The 22,036-nt window shown below is 70.4% G+C and carries 18 protein-coding genes; 15 read left to right on the top strand and 3 right to left on the bottom strand.

The window, feature by feature from the left end:
* Window positions 1-231 precede the first annotated feature (231 nt).
* Entirely contained in the window at window positions 232-2,625 is a 2,394-nt protein-coding gene (locus ACIQNU_RS32640; RefSeq protein ID WP_401373283.1) for a DUF4832 domain-containing protein, read from the top strand.
* A 56-nt stretch (window positions 2,626-2,681) separates the two neighbouring features.
* On the opposite strand, the gene ACIQNU_RS32645 is transcribed toward ACIQNU_RS32640, so the two are convergent.
* Window positions 2,682-3,866 (bottom strand): ROK family protein, encoded by a 1,185-nt coding sequence (locus tag ACIQNU_RS32645; protein WP_401373285.1) that lies wholly within the window; start codon window positions 3,864-3,866, stop codon window positions 2,682-2,684.
* A gap of 259 nt (window positions 3,867-4,125) precedes the next feature.
* Between ACIQNU_RS32645 and ACIQNU_RS32650 the strand changes: the two genes are divergently transcribed.
* The 4 genes from ACIQNU_RS32650 to ACIQNU_RS32665 all read left to right on the top strand — a co-directional run bounded on the left by ACIQNU_RS32650 (window position 4,126) and on the right by ACIQNU_RS32665 (window position 9,007).
* Entirely contained in the window at window positions 4,126-5,049 is a 924-nt protein-coding gene (locus ACIQNU_RS32650; RefSeq protein WP_401373286.1) for a carbohydrate ABC transporter permease, read from the top strand.
* 14 nt (window positions 5,050-5,063) lie between these two features.
* Entirely contained in the window at window positions 5,064-5,948 is an 885-nt protein-coding gene (locus ACIQNU_RS32655) for a carbohydrate ABC transporter permease (protein ID WP_401373288.1), read from the top strand.
* Between the two features lie 70 nt (window positions 5,949-6,018).
* A complete protein-coding gene (locus tag ACIQNU_RS32660; protein ID WP_401373289.1) occupies window positions 6,019-7,377 on the top strand; it encodes an ABC transporter substrate-binding protein in 1,359 nt (452 codons plus the stop codon).
* Between the two features lie 154 nt (window positions 7,378-7,531).
* Window positions 7,532-9,007 carry a glycoside hydrolase family 36 protein gene (locus ACIQNU_RS32665; RefSeq protein WP_401373291.1) on the top strand — a complete coding sequence of 492 codons (1,476 nt, stop codon included), beginning with the start codon at window positions 7,532-7,534 and terminating at the stop codon, window positions 9,005-9,007.
* 92 nt (window positions 9,008-9,099) lie between these two features.
* Here the strand turns inward: ACIQNU_RS32665 and ACIQNU_RS32670 are convergent, their stop codons facing one another.
* Both ACIQNU_RS32670 and ACIQNU_RS32675 read right to left on the bottom strand, forming a co-directional pair.
* Window positions 9,100-10,005, bottom strand: coding sequence for an ROK family protein (locus ACIQNU_RS32670; RefSeq protein WP_401373293.1), 906 nt, complete (start codon window positions 10,003-10,005; stop codon window positions 9,100-9,102).
* A gap of 69 nt (window positions 10,006-10,074) precedes the next feature.
* Window positions 10,075-10,818 carry a GntR family transcriptional regulator gene (locus ACIQNU_RS32675; protein WP_401373295.1) on the bottom strand — a complete coding sequence of 248 codons (744 nt, stop codon included), beginning with the start codon at window positions 10,816-10,818 and terminating at the stop codon, window positions 10,075-10,077.
* Between the two features lie 184 nt (window positions 10,819-11,002).
* Here ACIQNU_RS32675 and ACIQNU_RS32680 point away from each other — a divergent pair, with 184 nt between their 5' ends.
* The 10 genes from ACIQNU_RS32680 to iolD all read left to right on the top strand — a co-directional run bounded on the left by ACIQNU_RS32680 (window position 11,003) and on the right by iolD (window position 22,001).
* Window positions 11,003-12,160 carry a Gfo/Idh/MocA family protein gene (locus ACIQNU_RS32680; RefSeq protein WP_401373296.1) on the top strand — a complete coding sequence of 386 codons (1,158 nt, stop codon included), beginning with the start codon at window positions 11,003-11,005 and terminating at the stop codon, window positions 12,158-12,160.
* Window positions 12,157-13,104 carry a sugar phosphate isomerase/epimerase family protein gene (locus tag ACIQNU_RS32685; RefSeq protein ID WP_401373298.1) on the top strand — a complete coding sequence of 316 codons (948 nt, stop codon included), beginning with the start codon at window positions 12,157-12,159 and terminating at the stop codon, window positions 13,102-13,104. The genes ACIQNU_RS32680 and ACIQNU_RS32685 overlap by 4 nt, the downstream gene beginning before the upstream one ends.
* Before the next feature lie 156 nt (window positions 13,105-13,260).
* Window positions 13,261-14,646, top strand: a complete 1,386-nt coding sequence (locus ACIQNU_RS32690) for an ABC transporter substrate-binding protein (protein ID WP_401373300.1) — start codon at window positions 13,261-13,263, stop codon at window positions 14,644-14,646.
* Window positions 14,643-15,617 (top strand): carbohydrate ABC transporter permease, encoded by a 975-nt coding sequence (locus ACIQNU_RS32695; RefSeq protein WP_401373302.1) that lies wholly within the window; start codon window positions 14,643-14,645, stop codon window positions 15,615-15,617. Before ACIQNU_RS32690 ends, ACIQNU_RS32695 begins: the two co-directional genes overlap by 4 nt.
* Before the next feature lie 3 nt (window positions 15,618-15,620).
* Window positions 15,621-16,457, top strand: coding sequence for a carbohydrate ABC transporter permease (locus tag ACIQNU_RS32700; RefSeq protein ID WP_401373304.1), 837 nt, complete (start codon window positions 15,621-15,623; stop codon window positions 16,455-16,457).
* Between the two features lie 4 nt (window positions 16,458-16,461).
* Complete coding sequence (locus ACIQNU_RS32705) at window positions 16,462-17,274, top strand: 6-phosphogluconolactonase (protein ID WP_401373306.1); 813 nt, start codon at window positions 16,462-16,464, stop codon at window positions 17,272-17,274.
* Window positions 17,271-18,230: a 5-dehydro-2-deoxygluconokinase gene (iolC, locus tag ACIQNU_RS32710; protein ID WP_401373307.1), complete on the top strand. Its 960-nt coding sequence runs from the start codon at window positions 17,271-17,273 to the stop codon at window positions 18,228-18,230. Before ACIQNU_RS32705 ends, iolC begins: the two co-directional genes overlap by 4 nt.
* Window positions 18,227-19,132, top strand: coding sequence for a deoxyribose-phosphate aldolase (locus tag ACIQNU_RS32715; RefSeq protein ID WP_401373309.1), 906 nt, complete (start codon window positions 18,227-18,229; stop codon window positions 19,130-19,132). Before iolC ends, ACIQNU_RS32715 begins: the two co-directional genes overlap by 4 nt.
* On the top strand, window positions 19,129-20,025 hold the full coding sequence (gene iolB / locus ACIQNU_RS32720) for a 5-deoxy-glucuronate isomerase (protein ID WP_401373310.1): 897 nt from the start codon (window positions 19,129-19,131) through the stop codon (window positions 20,023-20,025). Before ACIQNU_RS32715 ends, iolB begins: the two co-directional genes overlap by 4 nt.
* 107 nt (window positions 20,026-20,132) lie before the next feature.
* Window positions 20,133-22,001 carry a 3D-(3,5/4)-trihydroxycyclohexane-1,2-dione acylhydrolase (decyclizing) gene (iolD, locus tag ACIQNU_RS32725; protein ID WP_401373312.1) on the top strand — a complete coding sequence of 623 codons (1,869 nt, stop codon included), beginning with the start codon at window positions 20,133-20,135 and terminating at the stop codon, window positions 21,999-22,001.
* Window positions 22,002-22,036: the final 35 nt, after the last annotated feature.

Below are 22,036 nucleotides of genomic sequence, written 5' to 3' on the forward strand. Positions count from 1 at the left end.
GCGGATTCGGGCAATGCGATGCCCGCGTGGCAGTGCGTCGGGACGCGTTGACGCTCTGCCCGAAGCCGTCCCCGGCCGGCAGGTGGCCTGGCGGGTCGAGATGGGGCCCCGCCCCTCCCCGCGGCGCCGGAACCCTTTACTTACATTGGCAAGTTGCGTATATATACGAGGCGGTATTCCAGGCCACCTCGCACAGGCACGTCCAACCCCCTCGTCCAGTAGGAGGCACCCGTGAGGGCTCGTTCCTGGCCGACCGCGCTGTTGCTGTGCGTGGCAGCCGCGCTGTTCGTCACCTCGATGCCGGCGGCAGCCGCCCCGGTCGGCCCACCCCCAAGACCCCCGGCATCGGACCCGGTTGACTCCGGCCTCACCCAACACACCTACACGTATGCCGACGCCCCGGTCGGCCAGCCCCTGAAGGGCATCGCGCCCTACCTCTTCCCGGGAGACACCTACGCGGACAAGTACCCCGGCGGCGTCATGTGGAGTTACTTCGCCCTCAATGAGGTGATGAAGGACCCCACCAACTGCAACTCCTTCGACTGGACCGTGTTCGAGAAGGCCCTGGACGAGGCCGCGGTATGGGGCCGCCAACTGGCCTTCCGCTTCTACGTGGAGTATCCGGGCGGTACCGGTTCGCACCCCGGGAACGGCATCCCGCCCTGTCTGAACGGCAAGGTCACGATGCGCTCCAACCCGTTCTGGGGAACCGTCAGTCCCGACTACGACGACCCCGACACCGTTCAGGCGTTCACGAACTTCGTCAACGCCTTCGCCGCGCGCTACGACCACAGCGGGCCCGGCGGTTCCGCGGACCCGCGCATCGGGTTCATGACGGCGGGCCTGGTGGGTCTGTGGGGTGAGTGGCACACCTGGCCCTACGACAGCGACCAGGCCGACGGCTACCCCGACCTGATGCCGAGCGACGCGACGGTGTCGACCCTGATCCACACCATCTCCGCGGCCTTCGACAACATCCAGCCACAGATCCGCTACGGCGACCTGGCCGGCCTGGCCGACACGCCCAACATCGGCCTGCACGACGACTCCTGGCCCTACAAGGAGAACCGCGGGGGCCAGTCGCGCAGCATGACACTGCCGAAGTCGCTGGGCGGCTGGGACGACGCGTTCCTTCAGCGGGCCCTCAACGGAGGAACGGAGAACCGGTGGACGACCGCGTCCATCGGCGGTGAGGCACGCCCGGAGATCCAGGGGCAGTTGTACGGGAACTGGCCGGGCGGCAGTGACCAGGTCGACGACGTCCTGGCCGCGACCGAACTCACCCACATCAGCTGGATGATCAACCAGACCGGTGCCACCGGTTACAGCACGTCGGATGCCAAGGTGGCGGCGGGCATGCGGAAGATGGGCTACAACCTGCATGTGCCGCAGGCCCACTTCAACGCGACGGCGAACGGGAGTTTCAAGGTCGGCGTCACAATGCGGAACGACGGCGTCGCCCCCTTCTACCAGCCGTGGACCGTCGAGTTGGGGCTGCGCGACTCGGCCGGCAAGCTGGTCAGGACGTGGGACACCTCGTGGGACGTGCGCAAGGTGAAGCCGCTGAAGATCCGGGCCTTCCCCGACTGGAACACGGGCGCGGACCCGACCTACCTCGACTACGGCCGGCCCGAGAACTTCTCCGCGACCATCGACGCCACCGGCGTCGCTTCGGGTGGCTACAAGCTCGTCATGCGGGTGCGCAACCCGCTGGAGACCGTCACCCCCGATGTCCTCAAGGCCCGTCCGGCCTCGACGCGGTTGAGCGACAGCGTCATCGACCGCTACCGCAAGCCCTATCCGCTGTCGTTCGCCAACAGCACGCAGGGCAGCGACGGTTGGCTGGACCTGGGGGGCCTCGCGGTCGGCGGGGGCGGCGGTGGCGACACGACGGCACCCACCGCTCCCACCCTCACCTCGACCGGGCGGACCGATTCCAGCGTGGCCCTGTCATGGAGCGGCGCGAGTGACAACGTCGGGGTCACGGGCTACGACATCCACCGCGACGGCACGAAGATCGCCTCCGTGGCGGGTACGTCGTACAACGACACCGGTCTGAGCGCCGGCACCTCCTACACCTACACGGTCCGCGCCAAGGACGCGGCGGGCAACATCTCTCCGGCCAGCGCGTCCGTCACCGTCACCACCACCTCATCGGGCGGAGGCGGCCGTCTGCTGGTCGACGACTTCGACAACAGCCCCGTATGGCCCACCGCCGCCGCCAACGACCTCGGCAAGTGGACCGGCGCCAACGGCTTCACCAACGGCGGCGGCTCCGGGGCGGTGTCGGCGGGCGCCCTGACCCTGGCCTACAACAACGCCGGCTGGTTCGGCAGCGATGTGTTCACCTCCGTGGCCGACAGGAACTACCTCGTGGTCCGTATCAAGGGGCAGAGCGGTGGTGAGGAGAAGGACTTCGAACTCTCCGTCGGCGGTGTGACCAAGCGGTTCAAGGACTTCACCCTGGACGGCGGCGGGCACCCGGTGCTGACCACGGGGTACACCGACATCAGGATCCCCCTGACAGCGAACGGAATCAGCCGCTCCGCGCCGGGCCAGATCGCGATGAGTTTCTGGCACGGCGGCAACAGCAGCGTAAGCATCGACTCCCTCTCCTTCGAGTAGGCGCCCCTTCGAGTGGGCGCGCGCCGGTGCCTCACTCCGCCGTGCGGGGTGAGGCGTCAGCGGGCCATGAAGGCGGCGCCGGCCTGCGGGAAGGCGTCGCCCTGCTCGACGAGATGGGCCAGCCGGGCGTCGATGTGATTCCAGGCGATCTGGATGCCGCCCAGCGCCACCGCGTCCGCACCGAGTGCGGAGACCGTGAGACGGGGCACCAACGGGCACAGTCGGCTCAGGTGCTCTTGCACGAGGTCCACGTACAGATCGGCGGAGTGGGAGCTGCCGCCGCCGAGCACGACGAGTTCCGGATCGACGGCCAGCGTCATGGCCGCGATGCCCAGGGAGAGAGCCTCGGCGAAGGAGGACACGGACGCCAGTGCCGCGGGATCGCCACCGCGTGCCGCGTTGAACATCTCCAGTCGGGTCGACTGTCCGCCGGCGGCAGGGCTGCCGGGGTAGTCCGTCTCCAGCTCGCGCCAGCGCAGTTGGGGCAGTTCGCCGATCAGGCCGGTTCCGCCGCGGTGCCCGCGGAACAGTTCGCCGTTCACGACGATGCCCGCCCCGGTGCGGTTGCCGCACAGGACGTAGACCATGTCGCGTACGCCCTGCGCGGCGCCGAGGCGGTGTTCGGCGATGGTGCCCAGCGCGCAGTCACCCTCCACGAGGATCGGACAGGCGAAGTCGTCCGCGAAGCCGGCAGCGAGGTCCTGGCCGATCCAGCCGGGCATGCCGCTGCCGCCGAAGTGGCGCACCGTGCCCTCGGAGATGACTCCGGGCGAGCCCAGGGCGACCGCCCACAACTCCTGGGCGCCGACGCCTGCCGCGCCGAGTACCGCGCCCGCCACCGTGCGTACCGCCCGCAGGCGTTCATCGGCGGGGGCGCTTTCCCGGACGGAGAGATTCTGGCCGGCGAGGGGGGTGCCCAGCAGGTCGGTGAGGATCGCGTGGATGTGGTGGGCGCCGATGTCGATCGACAGCATGCGTCCGGCGTCCGCCGCGAAGGTGTAGCTGGCGGCGGGGCGACCCATGGCCGGCCGGTCACCGCGCTCCTCCGGAGCGACGGCGTTGACCCATCCCAGGTCCTGGAGGTCGGTGAGGACCGCTTCGGTCGCGGTACGCGACAAGCCGGCGGAGTGCACCAGGCGGGTGATGGTCGCAGGGCCGTGCCGCAACTCGCGCAGCAGAGCCAGTGAATTGATCCGCCGCAGCAGCGACCGGCTGCCGGCGACGCCTGACGCAATTGGCATTGTCCACTCCCTTGACACCGGATGCAGCCCGTCCTTCACTTACATCGCCAAGTTGAGAATGTATCTCGAAGTCGCTTGGCAAGCCAGCTCACTGCCCACGCTTCACAGGCCAGTTCAGCGCGGGGCCCCAGGCCGTGTCTGACGGATCGATCCCTCACCGCCGATCTCTTCATCGCGCCCGTTCAGGAAGGCACGTCGCATGACAGCGCTTCGCGCGACCCCAGGGAAGACAAGAGCCCCCGCGGCCTCGTGGCGTCCCATGCGGCGTCCTCCCGGCACATCCCCCGGCACACCCCCCGGCGCGTCCTCCCTGAACCGGCAGGGTCGCGCCGCGGCCCTGTTCCTCGCACCGGCGCTCCTCGGCTTCGCCCTCTTCTACGTGTATCCCACGATCCGCGGTGCCTATCTGTCGTTGACGGACTACAACCCGGTCTCACCGCGCCCGCCGTCCTTCGTGGGCATGGAGAACTACCGACAGCTCTGGAACGACGACCTGTTCTGGACCTCGCTGCGGGTCACCGGGCAGTACGTGGTCCTCAACATCGTGTCGCAGACGGTCCTGGCGCTGCTGCTGGCGGCGATGATGGCCCGGCTCACCCGCTCGTTCGTCCTGCGCGCGACGCTGCTCATCCCCTGGCTGGTGCCCAATGTGACCGTGGGCCTGACCTGGTTCTGGCTGCTGGACGCCAACCTCGGCTTCGCGAACCACCTGCTCGGCGCGGTCGGGCTGCCGGCGCAGGGATTCCTCTCCGATCCTGGCCAGGCCATGCCTGCCATCGCCGGCATCAACACCTGGGCCTACACCGGCTACACCGCGCTGCTGCTGTACGCCGGAATGCTGCAGATCCCGAAGCAGATCTACGAGGCCGCCGCCATCGACGGGCTCGGCGAGATCCGCCTGTTCCTCCATGTGACCCTGCCGCTGCTGCGCCCGGTACTGGCGCTGGTGCTGGTGGTCTCCCTCATCGGATCGTTCCAGATCTTCGACACCATCGCGGTGACCACCAAGGGCGGCCCGGTCAACGCCACCCAGGCCATCTACTACTACATCTACCAACAGGCGTTCAGCTTCCTGCACATGGGCTACGCGAGCGCGCTGGCCATGACGCTCGTGCTGATCCTCGGCGCCCTGACCTTCCTCCAGCTGCGCCTGCTGCGGGCCTCCAGCTCCGACCTGGCCTGAGACGAGGCGACGACATGACTTCCCTGCGCCGCAACCCCGGCAGGCTCGCCGCCTGGGCGTTTCTCGGCATCGTCCTGCTGGTGACGCTGTTCCCGTTCTACTGGATGATCCGCACCGCCCTCACGCCCGCGAAGGACCTGTTCTCCGACAGCACCTCCCTCGTTCCGGGGACGCTGACGTGGGTGAACTTCGAGCGGATTCTGGGTCTGACCACGGACGCCGAGACCGTCGCCGCCGGCGGCTCGCTCGCCCACCTCGACTTCCTGCTGTATCTGCGCAACTCGCTGATCTACAGCGTCACGATCGCCGTGACGCAGACCCTGTTCTGCGCGGCGGCCGGCTACGCCCTGGCCCGACTGCGCTTCAGGGGCCGCCAGTTCGTGTTCGCCCTCGTCATCTCCGCGCTCATGGTGCCGCCGATCTTCACGCTGCTGCCGAACTTCGTCCTGGTGAAGTCGCTGGACTGGCTGAACACCTGGCAGGGGGTGCTCGCCCCGATGCTGCTCATGACGCCCTTCGCGGTCTTCTTCCTGCGCCAGTTCTTCCTGTCCATCCCCCGGGAGATCGAGGAGGCCGCGTACCTCGACGGGGCCGGTGTGTGGCGCCAGTTCACCCGTCTGATCCTGCCGATGACCAAGGGCCCGCTGCTGACCATCGGCCTGATCACCGCGGTCAACTCCTGGAAGGAGTATCTGTGGCCGCTCCTCGTCGGCAAGGACGAGGACATGCGTCTGATGACCGCGGCGATCGGTGTGCTCCAGCAGTCCGGACCCAACACCTCACCCGACTGGACCGGCCTGATGGCGGCCTCCGTCCTCACCGTCGTACCCGTCCTGCTGCTGCTCCTGTTCTTCGGCCGGCGTCTCGTCGAGTCGATCAGCTTCACCGGCATGAAGTAGCCCCCCGCACGCAGTCCCGCACGTAGTCCCCGCACCGCGCGTCCGGAACCCACAGAGAAGAGCCGCTTCCATGCACCTTCGCCTACGCACCGCGCTGGCCTGCGCAGTTCTGGCAGGCACCCTGACCGCCTGCTCCTCCGACTCGTCCTCCGACGGCGGCGGCGACGGCAACGTCACCCTGGACTACGCCCTGTGGGACGACCGCCAGCTGCCCGCCTACCAGGAGTGCGCCGACGCCTTCACCAAGGCCAACCCCACCATCAAGGTCAAGATCTCGCAGACCGCGTGGGCCGAGTACTGGACCAACCTCACCACCGGCCTCGCCTCCGGCACCGCCCCCGGCGTCTTCACGGACCACGTCGGCTACTACGCCAAGTTCGTCAAGAGCGAGCAACTCCTCGACCTGCAGCCGTTCGTGGAGAAGGACGGCGTCGACCTGGGCCAGTACCAGAAGGGCCTGCCCGAACTGTGGGTCAAGGACGGCAAGCGGTACGGCCTGCCCAAGGACTTCGACACCATGGCGCTGATCTACAACGCCGACATGCTCAAGAAGGCGAAGATCGACCCCGCCTCACTGGACGCGCTGGACTGGAACCCGCAGGACGGCGGCTCCTTCGAGGAACTCATCGCCAAACTCACCCTCGACGACAAGGGACGCAACGGCCTCGACCCCGAGTTCGACAAGAAGAACGTCAAGGTCTACGGCTACCAGCCCGACTACGACTCCGGCGGCGCGCCCGGCCAGAGCAGTTTCGGCAACTTCGCCGCCTCCACCGGGTTCACCTTCACCGACAAGAACCCCTTCGGCACCAAGTTCCACTACGACGACCCGAGGCTCGCCGCCACCATCGACTGGATGGCCTCCCTCGCGGGCAAGGGCTACGCACCCAAGCTGAACAAGTCCTCCACCATCGGCACGGACGCCGTCCTCAACGGTGGCAAGGCGGCCCTCGCCCTTACCGGCTCGTGGAACATCAACACCTACCTCGGCCCCGCCGCCAAGGAGAAGTTCGCCTTCGCGCAACTGCCCACCGGGCCCGAGGGCCGCAAGAGCATGATCAATGGTCTCTCGGACGCCATCTATTCCGGCACGAGGCACCCCGACGAGGCCTGGAAGTGGGTCAAGTACCTCGGCTCGACCGACTGCCAGGACCTGGTCGCGAAGAAGGCGGTCGTCTTCCCGGCCATCACCAGCTCCGCCGAGAAGGCCCTGGCCGCGCACAAGGATGCCGGCCGCGACGTCTCCGCCTTCACGGACCAGGCCGCGGAGCCGGGGAACCTCTTCTACTGGCCGATCACCGACAACGGCGACCAGATCGCCACCGCCGTCAAGGATGCCGTCTACAGCGTCTATCTCGGCCAGACCTCGGCCTCCGCCGCCCTGTCCGGCCTGCAGAAGCAGGTGGACGGCTTCCTGGCCCAAGGGTGACCTTCTCCCGGATCGCGGCAGGCGGCGCCGTACCGGCGTATCGCCGTACCTCCGTATCGCCGAACCGCCCCGCCGCGATCCGGGACACCACCCCGCTCCCCCGTGCGGCGCCCCGCAGCCGCTGCTACTACGCCCCCTCGATTCAAGGAGCTTCATGCCGGACGTCATCGAACTCGGCCGACACCGCCTGGCTGTCCACGCCGAGGGCACCCCGGAAGCGGTCAACGGCGGCATCATCCTTCCCGCCGGTCCCGTGGCCATGCTGCACGGACTGGGCGCATGCGACTTCTACCGGCACGGCTGGAACTCCTGGTCCCCCACCGGCTGGCGCAACCTCGCCGAACCACCGCTGCGCATCGCCGACCCCCGTCGCCGGCTGACCGCCGACGACACCGCCTGGCACGAGGACCACCGGCACCACTCCTCCGCGGTCGCCGCGCTCGACGCCGGGGACGGCGACGTGCTGCTGCTGGGCTCCCTCGGCCTCGGCAACCCCCGCCTGGCCGCGGACCGCGACTGCCTCACGGGCTGGTACGAACACGGCGCGGCCCCCTGGTTCGCGGCCGTCGGCCCCGAGACGGAGGTCTTCGGACGCTACAGCGAACTCCTCGCCAAACGGCTCGGCGCCCGGCGCCGCCCGCCCCGGCACCACAACATCTGGTCGAGCTGGTACGCGTACTACGAGGACATCGACGAGGCGACTCTGCTCGGCGAACTGCCCGGCATCACCGCTCTGCCCTTCGACGTCGTGCAGATCGACGACGGCTGGGAGGAAAGGGTCGGCGACTGGCAGCCCAACGGCAAGTTCCCCTCAGGAATGCGCCGGCTCGCGGCGGCGATCGAAGACACCGGCCGCACCCCCGGGCTGTGGATCGCCCCCTTCATCGCGCTCCCGCACTCGACCGTCGTCCGCGAACGCCCGGAGCTGTTCCTGAAGAACTCCGAAGGCGACCTCGCTGTCACCGGATACAACTGGAACACGGGCTATCACGCCCTCGACCTCACGCTGCCCGCCGCCCAGGACCACCTGCGCGAGACCATCACCCGCGTCACCGACTGGGGTTTCCGCTACCTCAAACTCGACTTCATCTACGCCGCTGCCGCCCCCGCGGAGCGCCCGGACGGCATCGGCCGCGAAGAGATCTACCGCAAGGCCCTCGCCATCATTCGCGAAACCGCCGGCGACGACGCCTACCTCCTCGGGAGCGGCGCCCTGCCCCTGCCGAGCCTCGGGCTCCTCGACGCCCTGCGTATCAGCCCCGACACCGCGCCCACCTGGACGTACCACAGTCTCAACGACCCCTCCGACGCCGCGGCCCGCAACGCCGTCGCCGTCTCCGCCGGCCGCTTCTGGCTCGACGCCCTGTACGACATCGACCCCGACAGCGCCTACTTCCGCACCCGGCACTGCCTCCTCACCGCAGAACAGCGCCACATCATCGCCGACCTCGCCACCGTCTGCCGCTTCCGCGCCGTCTCCGACCCACCCTCCTGGCTCACCGCCACCGAACACGCGGAACTCGACGCCTTCCTCCGCGCCGCCCCCGACGTCCAATGGCTCAGCCGCAACACCGCGCAGATAGACGACCGCACTGTCACCTTCCCCACCCGTTTCCCCTCGACCGAATAGCCCGGAGGGAAGAGAGTCGCCGCCGATTCCCACGCTTGCCGGGGCGAGGTTGAGCAGCGGTGCGGGGGGGGTCGGTCAGGTGGCGGGTTCGGTCAGGTGGTGGGCAGGCAGGCCGCGCCGATCAGGCCCGCCGCCGGGCCGAGGGCGGCGGGCAGCAAGGGGGGAGCGGCCGGGCGGGCCGCGCTCGCTTCGGCGTAGGCGGACTCCATCGCCGACCGCACAGGGCCCCGTGCCGTGCCGAGGCCGCCGCCGAGGACGATCGCGGCGGGGTCCAACAGCTTCACGGCCATGGCGAGTACGGTGCCCAGGGCGGCCCCGGCGGTGGCGAGGACGCGGGCCGCGTCCGGGTCGCCGCGGTCCGCCAGCTCGGTCACCTCGCGAGCGCCGGGGGTGGTGACCCCGCCGAGCGCGCTGCGCCGGTCACCGATGCCTCGGCCCGAGCAGTACTCCTCCAGGGTGCCGCGCCAGTCGGGGTCGACCGACGCCGGGACCTCGAAGGCGCCCAGCGCGATGGCCTCACCGCGCCGCCCCGCTACGGGAGTTCCGCCGAGCACGAGAGTGGACGACAGTCCGGTGCCGAGGGACACGTAGAGAAAGTGGTCCAGGCCGCGCCCGGCGCCGTAACGGGCCTCGCCCAGTGCCCCGCACCGTACGTCGGAGCCGACCACGACAGGTGTTCCGGGCAGTTCAGCGCTGAGTATCTGCTGGGGCTGGACGTCCCAGGCGAGCACTTCACGGCTGGTCAGCAATCCGTCCGGGGCGACGTATTCGGGAAACCCGGCGCCTACGGCGGTGACGGTGAGTCCGCGCCGCCCTGCCTCCGCCAGCAGCGCACGGGCGGCGCCGGCGGTGCCCGCGAGACCCGGGTCGCGCAGCCGCCCGTCGACCGCTGTGGGCCGCTCGTCATGGTGCAGCACGGTGCCGTCGGCGGCCACCAGCCCCGCGGCGATCTTGGTGCCGCCGACGTCCAGGGCGGCGGTGACTTCGGTGGTGCTCACAGATCCTTCTCTCGTACGCGGCGATACACGGCGGCGATACACGGCGACGCCGGCCGCGCTGACGTGGTGTCAGTCCGCGGAGCGGTGCAGCGTCGCCTCGAAGCGGTAGGCGTCGCCCCGGTACACCGCGCGGCCCAGCAGCACCGGGACATCCTGGGGATCACAGGTGACCTCCTCGCCGACCAGGACGGGGGTGCCGACCGGGAGCCCCAGCAACTCCGCGAGGGCCGGGTCCGCGCCGTCCGCCCGCGCCGTGTACGCGCTGCGGGTCACCCGGATTCCGGCGACCTCCTCCAGCACCGCGAAGAGGGAGCGGTCGGTGAGGTCCGCGGTTTCGAGGCCGGGTGCCCGGGACCGGATCAGCACGGTGGTGTCGACGCAGACCGGCACCTCGTCGAGGCCGCGCAGCCGGGAGATCTCCAGGACCTCGGAGGCGGGCGCCACCCTCAGCCGGGCGGACTCGTCGTACGTCGCGGGGCGCACCGTGCGGTGCAGCAGCCGTGCGGTGGGCCGCAGTCCGCGCTCGCGTGCGATCTCGGTGAAGCTCTTGAGGAGGCTGGGCGGCTCGCTGACCACATCGGTCGAGACGAACCAGCCGCGCTGGGCGGAGGCGTGGACCCGCCCTTCGGACGCGAGTCTCGTCAGCGCCTGCCGAAGGCTACTGCGGCTCACTCCGACCCGGGTGGCCAGGGCGCGCTCGCCGGGCAGTCGACTGCCGGGCATCCAGACCCGGCGGTCGAGGAGCTGGACCAGTTCATGGTGGGCGAGTTGTACGGCGGGCCCCGCGGCTGGTGGGGCGTCGTATTCGGTCACGGCAGAAAAGTACCAGAGCAACCAGTCTCCGGACCAGATGCGAATCTGGTTCAGACTCTGGACTATCTGGTCTGGTCCCCTGCATAATCCCGACAACGCCGAAGAGCCGGAATATCTGGTTCCTCTTTCGGGGTGCGTTCGTTCTCCGTGCTGCCTTCATTCCGCAGAGCCAAGGAAGTCTCAGATGCCGGTGTCCTCACCTGTCCGTCTCGCCGTGATCGGCGCGGGAACCATCTCCCAGTCGGTGCACCTGCCCGCCGTCCAGCGCCTCGGCGACCTCTTCGCCCTCGTGACGGTCTGCGACCTGTCGCCCTCACGCGCCGCGGAGGTCGCCGCCAAGGCGGGTGCGCACGTCGGTTCCACCCACAGCTACGAGACGGTCCTGACCGATCCGGACATCGACGCCGTGCTGCTGGCCACCCCGGGCACGCACGCCCGCGCCGCCCGCGCCGCCCTGGAAGCCGGAAAGCACGTACTCGCCGAGAAGCCGCTGTGCCTCACCACCGCCGAGGCCGGGGAACTGGGCGCGCTCGCCGAGTCCAGGGGCCTGGTCCTCCAGGTCGGCTACATGAAGATGTACGACCCGCTGATCGAGGTCGCCGCCGCCGAGCTGGCCCGGCTCGACACCCCGCGCACCGTCCGCGTCACCGTGCTGCACCCCGCCGACGAGCCCCAGGTCGCGCATCTGCGGATGTCCCGCCCGGCCGACGACGCCGACCTGTCGGTCGTCGAGGAGGAGCTGGCCTACGAGGCCGAGCGCACCGTCGACGCCCTCGGGAAGGTCCCCGCCCCGCTCGCCGGCTACTACCGCGACGTCCTCAACGGATCGGTCATCCACGAGCTTTCGGTGCTGCGTGCCCTCGGCTTCACCCTGCCCACCGCGTTCGACTCCGCCGAGCTGTGGCCCTGGCCGGTCGAGGGCGAGCCGCCGAATCTGCTGGCCACCGGCGATCTGGGCGACGGCGCCAGGCTGGTCGTCAACTGGAACTGGCTGCCGGACCACCCCGAGTACGGCGAGGAGATCGCGGTACTGGCGCGCGACGGACGGCTGCGCCTGGACATGGCGGCGCCCTATCTGGTCGATGTCCGCAGCTCACTGCGGGTGGAACGCGCGGCGGACGGCGTACGCCACGACTCCACCGTCAAGCACGGCTACGACACCGGCTTCGTCCGCCAGCTCGAACAGTTCGCCGCCTCCGTGCGTGAGGGCGCCCCGGTCCGCTCCGGCGCGGCCGGCGCCGCCGAGGACATCCGCTGTCTCCAGGCCCTGGTCGCCGCCCTCGCGGCGCGCGACGGCCTGGAGGTCGGCGGGGAAGCGGCCGGAGAGGAGAACGGCAAGTGACCACGTCCGAGCGGATCACCACGTCCGGGCCGCGGCTCGGCAACGCCCCGGTCAGTTACGGCGTCTACGGCGAGGGGGCGGGCGGTGCGGGCACCTCGGGCGACGCGCTGCTGGCCTCGATGGCCGAGGCAGGCTACGAGGGCAGCGAACTCGGCCCGCCCGGATTCTTCGGCACCCCCGAAGAGACCGCGACCGCGTTCGCCCGCCACGGCCTGGCCGCGATCGGCGCCTACATCCCCGTCCACTACGCGCTCGGCGACGACGTCGTCGCGTACGACCTGCGGCGGATGGAACAGACGTGCCGCGAGCTGGCCGCCTGCGCCGAGCGGTCCGGCGAGACACCTCTCGCGATCCTCGCCGACGAGGGCAGCCAGGCGCTGTTGGAGAACCCGGCCCGCGCCTGGGACGACCGGTCCCTGGCGCTGGACGAGGCCGGCTGGCAGCGGCTGGCCCGGCTCTCCGCGCGCGCCGTCGAACTGGCCCGCTCCTACGGGCTGCGCACCTCCTTCCACCCGCACATCTCCACGTACGTCGAGTCGCCGTGGGAGGTCGACCGGCTGCTCGACCTCACCGAGGTCGGGCTGACGCTGGACATCGCGCACCTCCAGCTCGCCGGCGGGGATCCGGTGCAGTGCCTGAGGAGCTGGCGCGAGCGGATCAACCATGTGCATGTGAAGGACGTCGAGATGGACGTCATCCGCCGGGCCAAGGCCGAGGGCCGCAAGGACTTCGACATCTGGTGGGCGGACGTCTGCGTGCCCTTCGGCAGGGGTGATGTCGACATCGACGCCTTCCTCGCCGAACTCCTGCGCGGCGGCTACCGCGACTGGCTGGTGGTCGAACAGGACCGTGCGCCGACGCCTGCGGACGACTATCCGCAGGTCGCCGCCGAACAGGCCGCCAACCACGCCTGGCTGGCCGCGAGGGTCGCCGCTTCCCTCTGAAACACCCCGGCGCGCCCGGCCGGTCGGGAGCAGCCACGCCTCCCGGACGTCCGCGTCCACCGTCCACCGCCCGCCGTCTCCGGGTCGTCACCACATCCGTATGTCACCGCCGCCCCCGGTCCGCGAAGACGCGGGCCGAGAAATGTCGGAGCACCCATGAAGAAGCCGCGTTGGAACAGGGTCGCAGGGATCGCCCTGACTGCCCTGCTGGCAAGTGCCTGCAGTGTTCCGGGGGCGGGCGGTCCCGCCGCCTCCTCCGGAATCCAGGGGCCTCGTATCACCGAGCCCGTCACGCCCGCCGAGGTGGCGGAGATGGGTGACACCACTCTTCGTGTCCTCGCCGACGCCGGCGAGGAGAACACCCTCAAGAAGCTCGTCCCGCTCTACGAGAAGAAGTACCCGAACGTCAAGGTCGAGGTCGCCACCAAGGGCTTCGACGATCTGATGAAGACCGTCGTCAACTCGATGTCCGGCTCGGACGCCCCGGACCTGGCGCAGGGCAATCAGGGGTACGGCACGGACGGACCGCTGGTCAAGGCCGGGCTGCTGCGCCCGCTGGACGACATCATGCGCGCCTACGGCTGGGAGAACACCTTCACCGACGGCGCGCTCAAGCAGTACCGCTGGTCGCAGGACGGTTCGATCTTCGGCTCCGGCAGCCTCTACGGCATCAGCCCGGCCACCGAGTTCGTCGGCGTCTTCTACAACACCAGGACGCTCGACAAGCTGGGCATCGAGCCGCCGAAGACGTACAAGGAGTTCACGGCGGCGCTCGACAAGGCCAAGGCCGCGGGCGTCCAGCCCCTGATGCTCGGCAACGCCGAGAAGTACCCGGCCAGCCAGGTCATCGGGCTGGTCCAGGCCCAGAACGTGCCCAGTCGCGACGTGCGCTCCTGGATCAGCGGCGTGCCCGGCGCGACCATCGACGACCAGGGCACCGTGGACGCCGCCCGAACGGTCCGGGACTGGGCGAAGGGCGGCTACTTCGGCAAGGGCTACGACGGCATCAGCTCCGATGACGCGGTCGCCAAGTTCAGCCGGGGCCAGGGGGCTTTCCTCGTCGCCGGTTCCTGGAACGCGCCCGCGCTCCAGGAGTCCATGAAGGGCAAGGTCGGCTTCACCCTCCCCGCCCGCGCCGACGGCACCCGCGCCTCGGTGGGCTCGATGGGCCTCGGCTGGCACATCTCGGCGAAGACCAAGAAGACCAAGGCCGCCGCCGCCTTCCTCGACATGCTGATGAGCAAGGAGTTCGCCCAGGTCATCGCCGATGTGGGCCGCACCCCGGTCACCGGCGGCGCGGGCGTCAAGGCGGGCAGCCCTGTCGTCGAGCAGGTCAACGACATCGGTCTGAAACTGCTCGCCGACGACGGCCAGAACTTCTATCTGGACTGGGCATCGACCACGATGTACGACACCGTCGGCGCCACCACCCAGGATCTGCTGTCCGGCCGCATCACCCCGGACGGCTTCGCCCAGGGCCTCCAGAAGGACTGGCTGGCCTTCGCGAAGAAGCAGCGCACCGACGCCCAGGACGCCTCATGAGCACCCTCACCCCGGCCGGCCCGACGGCCCGTACCGGGAAGGCCGCAGGGAGCCGGGCGGCGACCGGTCGTCCGAAGGGCCTCCAGGGCCGCGTGCGCGCCTGGTCCTCCCGGCAGTACTGGCCGGCGTTCCTCTACCTCGCGCCCGCCGCGGCCTTCTACGTCCTCTTCGTGCTGCGCCCGATCGGCCAGACCGCCTGGGTCTCGCTGTTCCACTGGGACGGCATCACTCTCGGCCGGTGGGCCGGGCTCGACAACTACACCGCGCTGCTGCACGACGGCCGGATACCCGCGGCGATGGGCCACTCCCTGGTCTTCCTCGTCTTCTACGCCTTCTTCCCGGTCGCCATCGGCCTCGCCCTGGCCGGCCTGATCTCCCGCATCAAGGTCCGTGGCCTCGCCTTCTTCCGCGCCGTGCTCTTCCTGCCGCAGATCCTCGCCACCGTCGTGGTCGCGGTCTCCTGGCGCTGGGTGTACGACATCGACGGACCGCTCAACGCGGCGCTGCGCGCCGTCGGCCTCGGCTCCCTGGCCCGTGCCTGGCTCGGCAGCTACGACACGGCTCTGCCCGCGGTCGGCCTCATCGGCACCTGGGTGATGTTCGGCCTGTGCATGGTGCTGTTCCTGGCCGGTGTGCAGAAGATCCCGGTGGAGTTGTACGAGTCGGCGCGGCTGGACGGCTGCGGGCCGATCCGCGAGTTCTTCACCGTCACCCTGCCCGCGCTGCGTGGCGAGATCTCCATCGCCCTGGTGCTCACCGTCACGTACGCGTTGCGCAACTTCGACCTGGTGTGGAACACGACCGCGGGCGGCCCCGGCTCCTCCACCACGGTCCCGAGCGTCTTCATCTACCAGGGCGCGTTCCTCACCCGCGAGGTCGGCGCCGCGTCCGCGATCTCCATCTGTCTGACCGTGGTCGTCCTCGTCGTCACCGCTGTGATCATCCGCCTGGTGCGCGGGAAGGAGAGCTGACGGATGACCCTCAACAACAGTCGCCGGCAGAGCGTCATCGGCCATGCCGTCCTGTGGGGTGCCGCGCTCCTCGCGCTCTATCCCTTTCTGTCCGTCCTGCTGCTCGCGCTGAGCGAGCCGGGCAGCCGACACAGCGGCTTCTCGCTGCCCACCTCCCTCAGCTTCGCCAACTTCGCCGAGGCGTGGGACCGGGGGCTCTCCGCCCAGCCACTGATCTCCAGCATGCTGGTCGCCGTCTGCGTGGTGGTCGGCACCATCCTGCTCGCCGTCCTCGCGGGCTACGCCTTCGCCGTCTTCCCCTTCCCCCTCAAGGGGACCCTGCTGGTCCTGCTGCTTGCCGGACTGGTGACGCCGTACGAGGCGACCGTCATCCCCCTCTACTACCAGCTCAAGTCCTGGGATCTGATCAACACCTACTGGGCGCTGATCCTCCCGCAGATCGGTCTCTCCCTGCCGTTCGCGATCTTCTGGATGCGTACGTTCTTCGAGTCCACGCCGGCCGCGATGCGGGAGGCCGCCTCGGTGGACGGCGCCTCGAAGTTCCGTACGCTCCGGTCGATCCTCCTGCCCATGGCGATGCCGGCCATCGGCGCGCTCGCCGCCCTGCTCTTCCTCTTCGCGTGGAACGAGTTCCTGCTCGCGCTGGTGCTCGTACCGGACGACAAGAGCGTGCAGACCGCACCCCTCGCCCTGTCGTTCTTCGCGGGCAACCGCCGCAACAGCGACCCCGGTGTCACCGCCGCCGCGGCCGTCCTGGTCGCACTTCCCGTACTCATCAGCTACATCGCCCTCCAGCGCCGCATGATCCACGGAATGCTCGCCGGGGCCGTGAAGGAGTAACACCGTGTCAGCCCCCCTGTCCCCGCGCGTCTTCGACAGCCCAGGCGAACTCGGCGGGACACTCGCCCACGAGATCGCCGACGGCATCGCCGAGGCCGGGCAGGCCTCGCTCCCCTATGTGCTGGGCTGTCCCGGCGGCCGGAGCCCCAAGCCCGTGTACGACGCGCTCGCCGTCCTGACCGCCGCACGCGGGCTCGATCTGCGCCATGTCGTGATCGCCATGATGGACGAGTACGTCGTGCCCGCCCCGGGCGGCGGCTACCAGGACGTCCCGCACCACGCACACAACAGTTGCCACCGCTTCGCCGCGGAGGAGATCGTGGCGCCGCTCAACGCGGCGGCCGGTCCCGGCCTCGGCATCCCGGCCCGGTCGGTCTGGTTCCCGCACCCGGCCGACCCGGCCGCGTACGAGGAGAGGCTGGCCGGGGCGGGCGGCGTCGACCTGTTCCTCCTCGCCTCGGGCGCCTCCGACGGCCATATCGCGTTCAATCCGCCCGGGTCGCCCGAGGACAGCCGCAGCCGAATCACCGTCCTCGCCGACACCACCCGCAAGGACAATCTGGGCACCTTCCCGGGGTTCGCGTCGATCGACGAGGTCCCGCGCCATGGCGTCACCGTGGGGGTGCGCACCATCGTCGCGCACTCCCGCCGCGCGGTGATGGTGGTGCACGGCAGCCACAAACGGGAGGCCGTGCGCCGGCTCACCGCCGGTGCGGGCTACGACCCGTCCTGGCCGGCGACGCTCATCTCGCTCTGCAAGGACCCGGCCCTGTATGTGGACCGGGCCGCCGCCGGCACCGAGGAGGGCGCCGTATGACGTACGACCTGATGACCCTCGGCCGGGTCGGCGTGGACCTCTACCCCGAACAGACCGGGACCGGCCTCGCCGAGGTGCGGACCTTCGCCAAGTACCTGGGCGGCAGCGCCACCAATGTGGCGGTCGCCGCCGCCCGGCACGGGCTCCGCTCCTCGGTGACCACCGGGGTCGGTGACGATCCGCTCGGCGGCTTCGTCCGCACGGCGCTGCGCGGCTTCGGCGTGGACGACCGGCATGTGGTGACCGTTCCGGGCGCCCAGACCCCGGTCGTCCTCTGCGAGATCTTCCCGCCGGACGACTTCCCGCTCTACTTCTACCGCCCGCACGCCCCCGATCTGCGGATCACCGAGGACGACCTGGACACCGAGGCGCTGCGCGCGGCCAGGGTCGTCTGGATCACCGGCAGCGGACTGTCCGTAGAGCCCTCTCGCGCTACGACACTGCGCGCCGTCGCCGACCGGGAGCCGGGCACCGACACGGTCTTCGACCTGGACTGGCGGCCGATGTTCTGGAGCGACCCGGACCGGGCGCCGGCCCACTACGCCCGCGCCCTGGAGCACTGCACCGTCGCCGTCGGCAACCGTGACGAGGTCGAGGTGGCCGTCGGCACCCGCGATCCGGACCGGGCCGCCGATCTGCTGCTTGAGCGCGGGGTGCGCCTCGCCGTGGTCAAACTGGGGCCCGCCGGAGTGCTGGCCCGCACCGCCATCGAGAACGTGGTGGTGCCACCCGTACCGGTGGACATCGTCAACGGGCTCGGCGCGGGCGATGCCTTCGGCGGGGCGCTGGTGGCCGGTCTGGTGGCGGGGCTGCCACTGGACCGGACGCTCGCGAACGCCAATGCCGCCGGCGCGATCGTCGCATCGCGCCACTCCTGTGCGGACGCCATGCCCACCCCCGATGAGATCGACCGGCTGCTCGCCGGTCGCCGTACCACCCATGGAGCACAGCTGTGATCACCACCGCCCGACCCGCCGCCGACATCGCCTCGGTGGGGCGCCTGCGGCTGACCGACCCGGACGCCATCCGCCGGGCCGCGGCGGCCCGCCCCCGGTTCGACGCGGCGGGGTTCGCCCGGCCGCTGTTCATCCTGGCCGCCGACCACCCGGCGCGCGGCGCGGTCGCGGCCGGCGGCAATCCGACGGCCATGGGCGACCGTCATGAACTGCTGGCCCGCTGCTTGGAGGCGCTGTCCAGGCCCGGCGTCGACGGCTTCCTCGGCACCGCCGATCTCGTCGAGGATCTGACGCTGCTGGGTGCTCTCGACGGCAAGCTGGTGCTCGGCTCGATGAACCGCGGCGGACTGCCCGGCGCGTCCTTCGAACTCGACGACCGCTTCGGCGGATACGACGCGCGGGGCATCGCCGAGGGCGGTCTGGACGGCGGCAAGATGCTGCTCCGTATCGACCCCGCGGAGCAGGGCACCGCACAGACCCTGAGCGCGACGGCCCAGGCCGTCAACGAGTTGGCCGAGCGCCGGCTGCTGGCACTGGTCGAGCCCTTCAAGTCGGTCCGCGAGCACGGCAGGGTACGCAACATCCTGGAGCCCGACGCGCAGATCTGGGCCAACAACATCGCCCAGGGCCTGGGCCGTACCTCCGCCCACACCTGGCTGAAGGTGCCGGTGGTGGCGGAGATGGAGCGGATGATGGCCTCCACCACCCTGCCGACGCTGTTGCTGGGCGGCGAGGGCGGTGGCGATCCCGACGCGATGTACGCCTCCTGGCAGCGGGCCCTGCGGATCGAGCATGTCCGCGGGCTGACCGTCGGCCGCACCATGCTGTTCCCGCCGGACGACGATGTCGCCGGCGCCGTGGACACGGCGGTGTCGCTGCTGGGCCGGGACGACATCCGATGACCAACTCCTTGCATCTGCCCGCCGGTTCGTCCGGTGCGGACGGCTTCCGCGTGGTGATCACCCCCGAGGACGCGGGCTGGGCCTACAGCTCGCTGCGGGTGCTGGAACTCGCGGCCGGTGAGTCCGCGGAGTTCAGCACCGGCGACAGCGAGTGCATCGTGCTCCCCCTGGCCGGCTCCTGCCGCACTACCATCCACGGCCAGGGCTTCGACAGCGCTACGTTCGAACTGGCGGGCCGCGCCGACGTGTTCGCCCGGGTCAGCGACTTCGCGTACGCCCCGCGCGACGCCGAGGTGACCGTCCATTCGGCCGAGGGCGGCCGGTTCGCGCTGCCCGCCGCCCGCTGCGAGCGGCGGCTGCAACCCGCGTACGGACCGGCCGACGAGGTCCCGGTGGAGACGCGCGGCGCGGGGAACGCCACACGCCAGGTCAACAACTTCGCCTCTCCCGAGGGCTTCGGCTGTGACCGGCTGGTCGCGGTCGAGGTGCTCACTCCCGACGGCAACTGGTCCTCCTACCCGCCGCACAAGCACGACGAGCGGAGTGAGGGAGAGGCCGTACTCGAAGAGATCTACTACTTCGAACTCGGCTCGACCGCCGACTCCGCCTCCAACCCGCAACCCATCGGCTACCAACGGGTGTACGCGGACGGCATCGACCTCCTCGAAGAGACCCGCCACGGCGACACGGTGCTGGTGCCGCGCGGCTACCACGGGCCGTCCATGGCCGCCCCCGGCTACCCGATGTACTACCTCAACGTACTGGCGGGCCCCCACGCCGAGCGGACCATGGCCTGCGCCGACGACCCCGCCCACCACTGGGTGCGGGCCTCCTGGGACGGCATGCCGACGGACCCGCGCGTGCCCCTGTGCGATGCGGAGGGACCCCGGTGAGCACCGCTCAAGGCATTCCACGCGCTCAAGGCGCTCAAGGCGCTCAAGGCGCTCAAGGCGCTCAAGGCACTCAAGGCACCCGGCGGCTGACCACCGCTCAGGCGCTGGTGACGTTTCTGGCCCGGCAGTACACCGAACGCGACGGTGTCGAACACCGGTTGATCGAGGGCTGCTTCGGCATCTTCGGCCATGGCAACGTCGCCGGAATCGGGCAGGCGCTGCTCCAGCAGCCGGCGGACCTGGCCTACTACCAGTCGCGGAACGAGCAGGCCATGGTGCACGCCGCCGTCGCCTTCGCCCGCACGCGCCGCCGGCTCTCCACCCTCGCCTGTACGACCTCGGTCGGGCCGGGCGCCACCAACATGGTGACCGGTGCGGCACTGGCCACCATCAACAGGCTGCCCGTACTCCTGCTCCCCGGCGACACCTTCGCCACCCGTGCCGCGGGTCCGCTGCTCCAGGAGCTGGAACTCCCGTACGCCGCCGACATCACCGTCAACGACGTCTTCCGCCCCGTGTCCCGCTTCTTCGACCGGATCTGGCGCCCCGAGCAACTGCTCTCCTCGGCGGCGCACGCCATGCGGGTACTGACCGATCCGGCCGAGACCGGCGCGGTCACGCTCGCGCTGCCGCAGGATGTCCAGGCGGAGGCATGGGACTTCCCGGAGGAGTTCTTCGAGCGCCGCGTGTGGCATGTGCGTCGCCCCGCGCCCGATGAGTCCGCGCTGGCCACGGCGGTACGGCTGCTGCGCGCGGCCGAGCGTCCGCTGATCGTGGCGGGCGGTGGTGTGATCCACTCCGACGCGACCGACGCGCTGGCCCGGTTCGCGGACGCCACCGGGATCCCGGTCGCCGTCACCCAGGCCGGCAAGGCCGCACTGCCCCACGGCCACCCGGCGGCGGTCGGGGCGATCGGGCACACCGGGAGCCCGGCCGCCAACGCGCTGGCCCGCGAGGCGGATGTGGTCCTCGGTATCGGCACCCGCTGGCAGGACTTCACCACCGCGTCGCGGACTCTCTTCGCCGATCCCGATGTCCGGTTCATCAACCTCAACATCGCCTCCTTCGACGCCGCCAAGCAGGCCGCTCTGATGCTCCAGGCCGACGCGCGTGCCGGTGTCGAGGCGCTGAACCGTGCGCTGGCCGGGCACACCATCCCCGGCGGTCTGCGGGAGCGGGCGGACGAACTGGTGCGTCGCTGGGACGAGACGGTGGACGCCGCCTTCTCCCGGAAGAACACCCCCCTGCCCAGCCAGAGCGAGATCGTGGGCGCGATCCGCGACGCCGTGGACGACCGTGACGTGGTGATCGCCGCGGCCGGTTCCCTCCCCGGTGATCTGCACAGACTGTGGCGCCCCAGCGATCCGCTGGGCTACCACGTCGAGTACGGCTACTCCTGCATGGGCTACGAGATCGCGGGCGGCCTGGGCGTGAAGATGGCGGCCCCGGACCGCGAGGCGGTGGTCCTGGTCGGCGACGGCTCGTATCTGATGATGGCCCAGGAGATCGCGACCGCGGTCGCCGAGGGTCTGAAACTGGTGATCGTGCTGGTGGAGAACCGCGGGTACGCCTCCATCGGCGCGCTGTCCGAATCCCTGGGCTCCCAGCGCTTCGGCACCCGGTACCGCTACCGGGACGAGGACAGCGGCCGGCACGACGGCGGGGTACTCCCCGTCGATCTGGCCGCCAACGCGGCGAGCCTGGGCGCGGACGCCATCCGGGCCCAGGGGGCCGACGGTTTCCGCGAGGCGTTCGCGGCGGCGCTGGCAAGTGACCGTACGACGGTGGTGCACATCGAGACCGACCCGCTGGCCGGCGCGCCCGCGTCCGGGGCGTGGTGGGACGTGCCGGTGGCCGAAGTGTCCGCGCTGGCCTCGACGACCGCCGCCCGCCGCGCGTACGAGAAGGAGAAGGCGGCGCAACGCCCGCTGCTGCGCCCGGCGGACCGACTCGGCCCGCCCCGGAGGGGCGTTTGACGTCATCCCTCACTCGTCTTGAGTCATTCTTTGCC

This window comes from Streptomyces sp. NPDC091292 (assembly GCF_044757265.1).
Taxonomy (GTDB): Bacteria; Actinomycetota; Actinomycetes; order Streptomycetales; family Streptomycetaceae; genus Streptomyces.

What these genes read in the sequence shown, in the direction of transcription:
- ACIQNU_RS32645 (WP_401373285.1), bottom strand. Translation starts at nt 3,866, where the DNA reads ATGCCAATTGCGTCAGGCGTCGCCGGCAGCCGGTCGCTGCTGCGGCGG.
- ACIQNU_RS32690 (WP_401373300.1), top strand. Translation starts at nt 13,261, where the DNA reads ATGAAGAAGCCGCGTTGGAACAGGGTCGCAGGGATCGCCCTGACTGCC.
- ACIQNU_RS32695 (WP_401373302.1), top strand. Translation starts at nt 14,643, where the DNA reads ATGAGCACCCTCACCCCGGCCGGCCCGACGGCCCGTACCGGGAAGGCC.
- iolC (WP_401373307.1), top strand. Translation starts at nt 17,271, where the DNA reads ATGACGTACGACCTGATGACCCTCGGCCGGGTCGGCGTGGACCTCTAC.
- ACIQNU_RS32655 (WP_401373288.1), top strand. Translation starts at nt 5,064, where the DNA reads ATGACTTCCCTGCGCCGCAACCCCGGCAGGCTCGCCGCCTGGGCGTTT.
- ACIQNU_RS32660 (WP_401373289.1), top strand. Translation starts at nt 6,019, where the DNA reads ATGCACCTTCGCCTACGCACCGCGCTGGCCTGCGCAGTTCTGGCAGGC.
- ACIQNU_RS32665 (WP_401373291.1), top strand. Translation starts at nt 7,532, where the DNA reads ATGCCGGACGTCATCGAACTCGGCCGACACCGCCTGGCTGTCCACGCC.
- ACIQNU_RS32650 (WP_401373286.1), top strand. Translation starts at nt 4,126, where the DNA reads ATGCGGCGTCCTCCCGGCACATCCCCCGGCACACCCCCCGGCGCGTCC.
- ACIQNU_RS32700 (WP_401373304.1), top strand. Translation starts at nt 15,621, where the DNA reads ATGACCCTCAACAACAGTCGCCGGCAGAGCGTCATCGGCCATGCCGTC.
- ACIQNU_RS32680 (WP_401373296.1), top strand. Translation starts at nt 11,003, where the DNA reads ATGCCGGTGTCCTCACCTGTCCGTCTCGCCGTGATCGGCGCGGGAACC.
- iolB (WP_401373310.1), top strand. Translation starts at nt 19,129, where the DNA reads ATGACCAACTCCTTGCATCTGCCCGCCGGTTCGTCCGGTGCGGACGGC.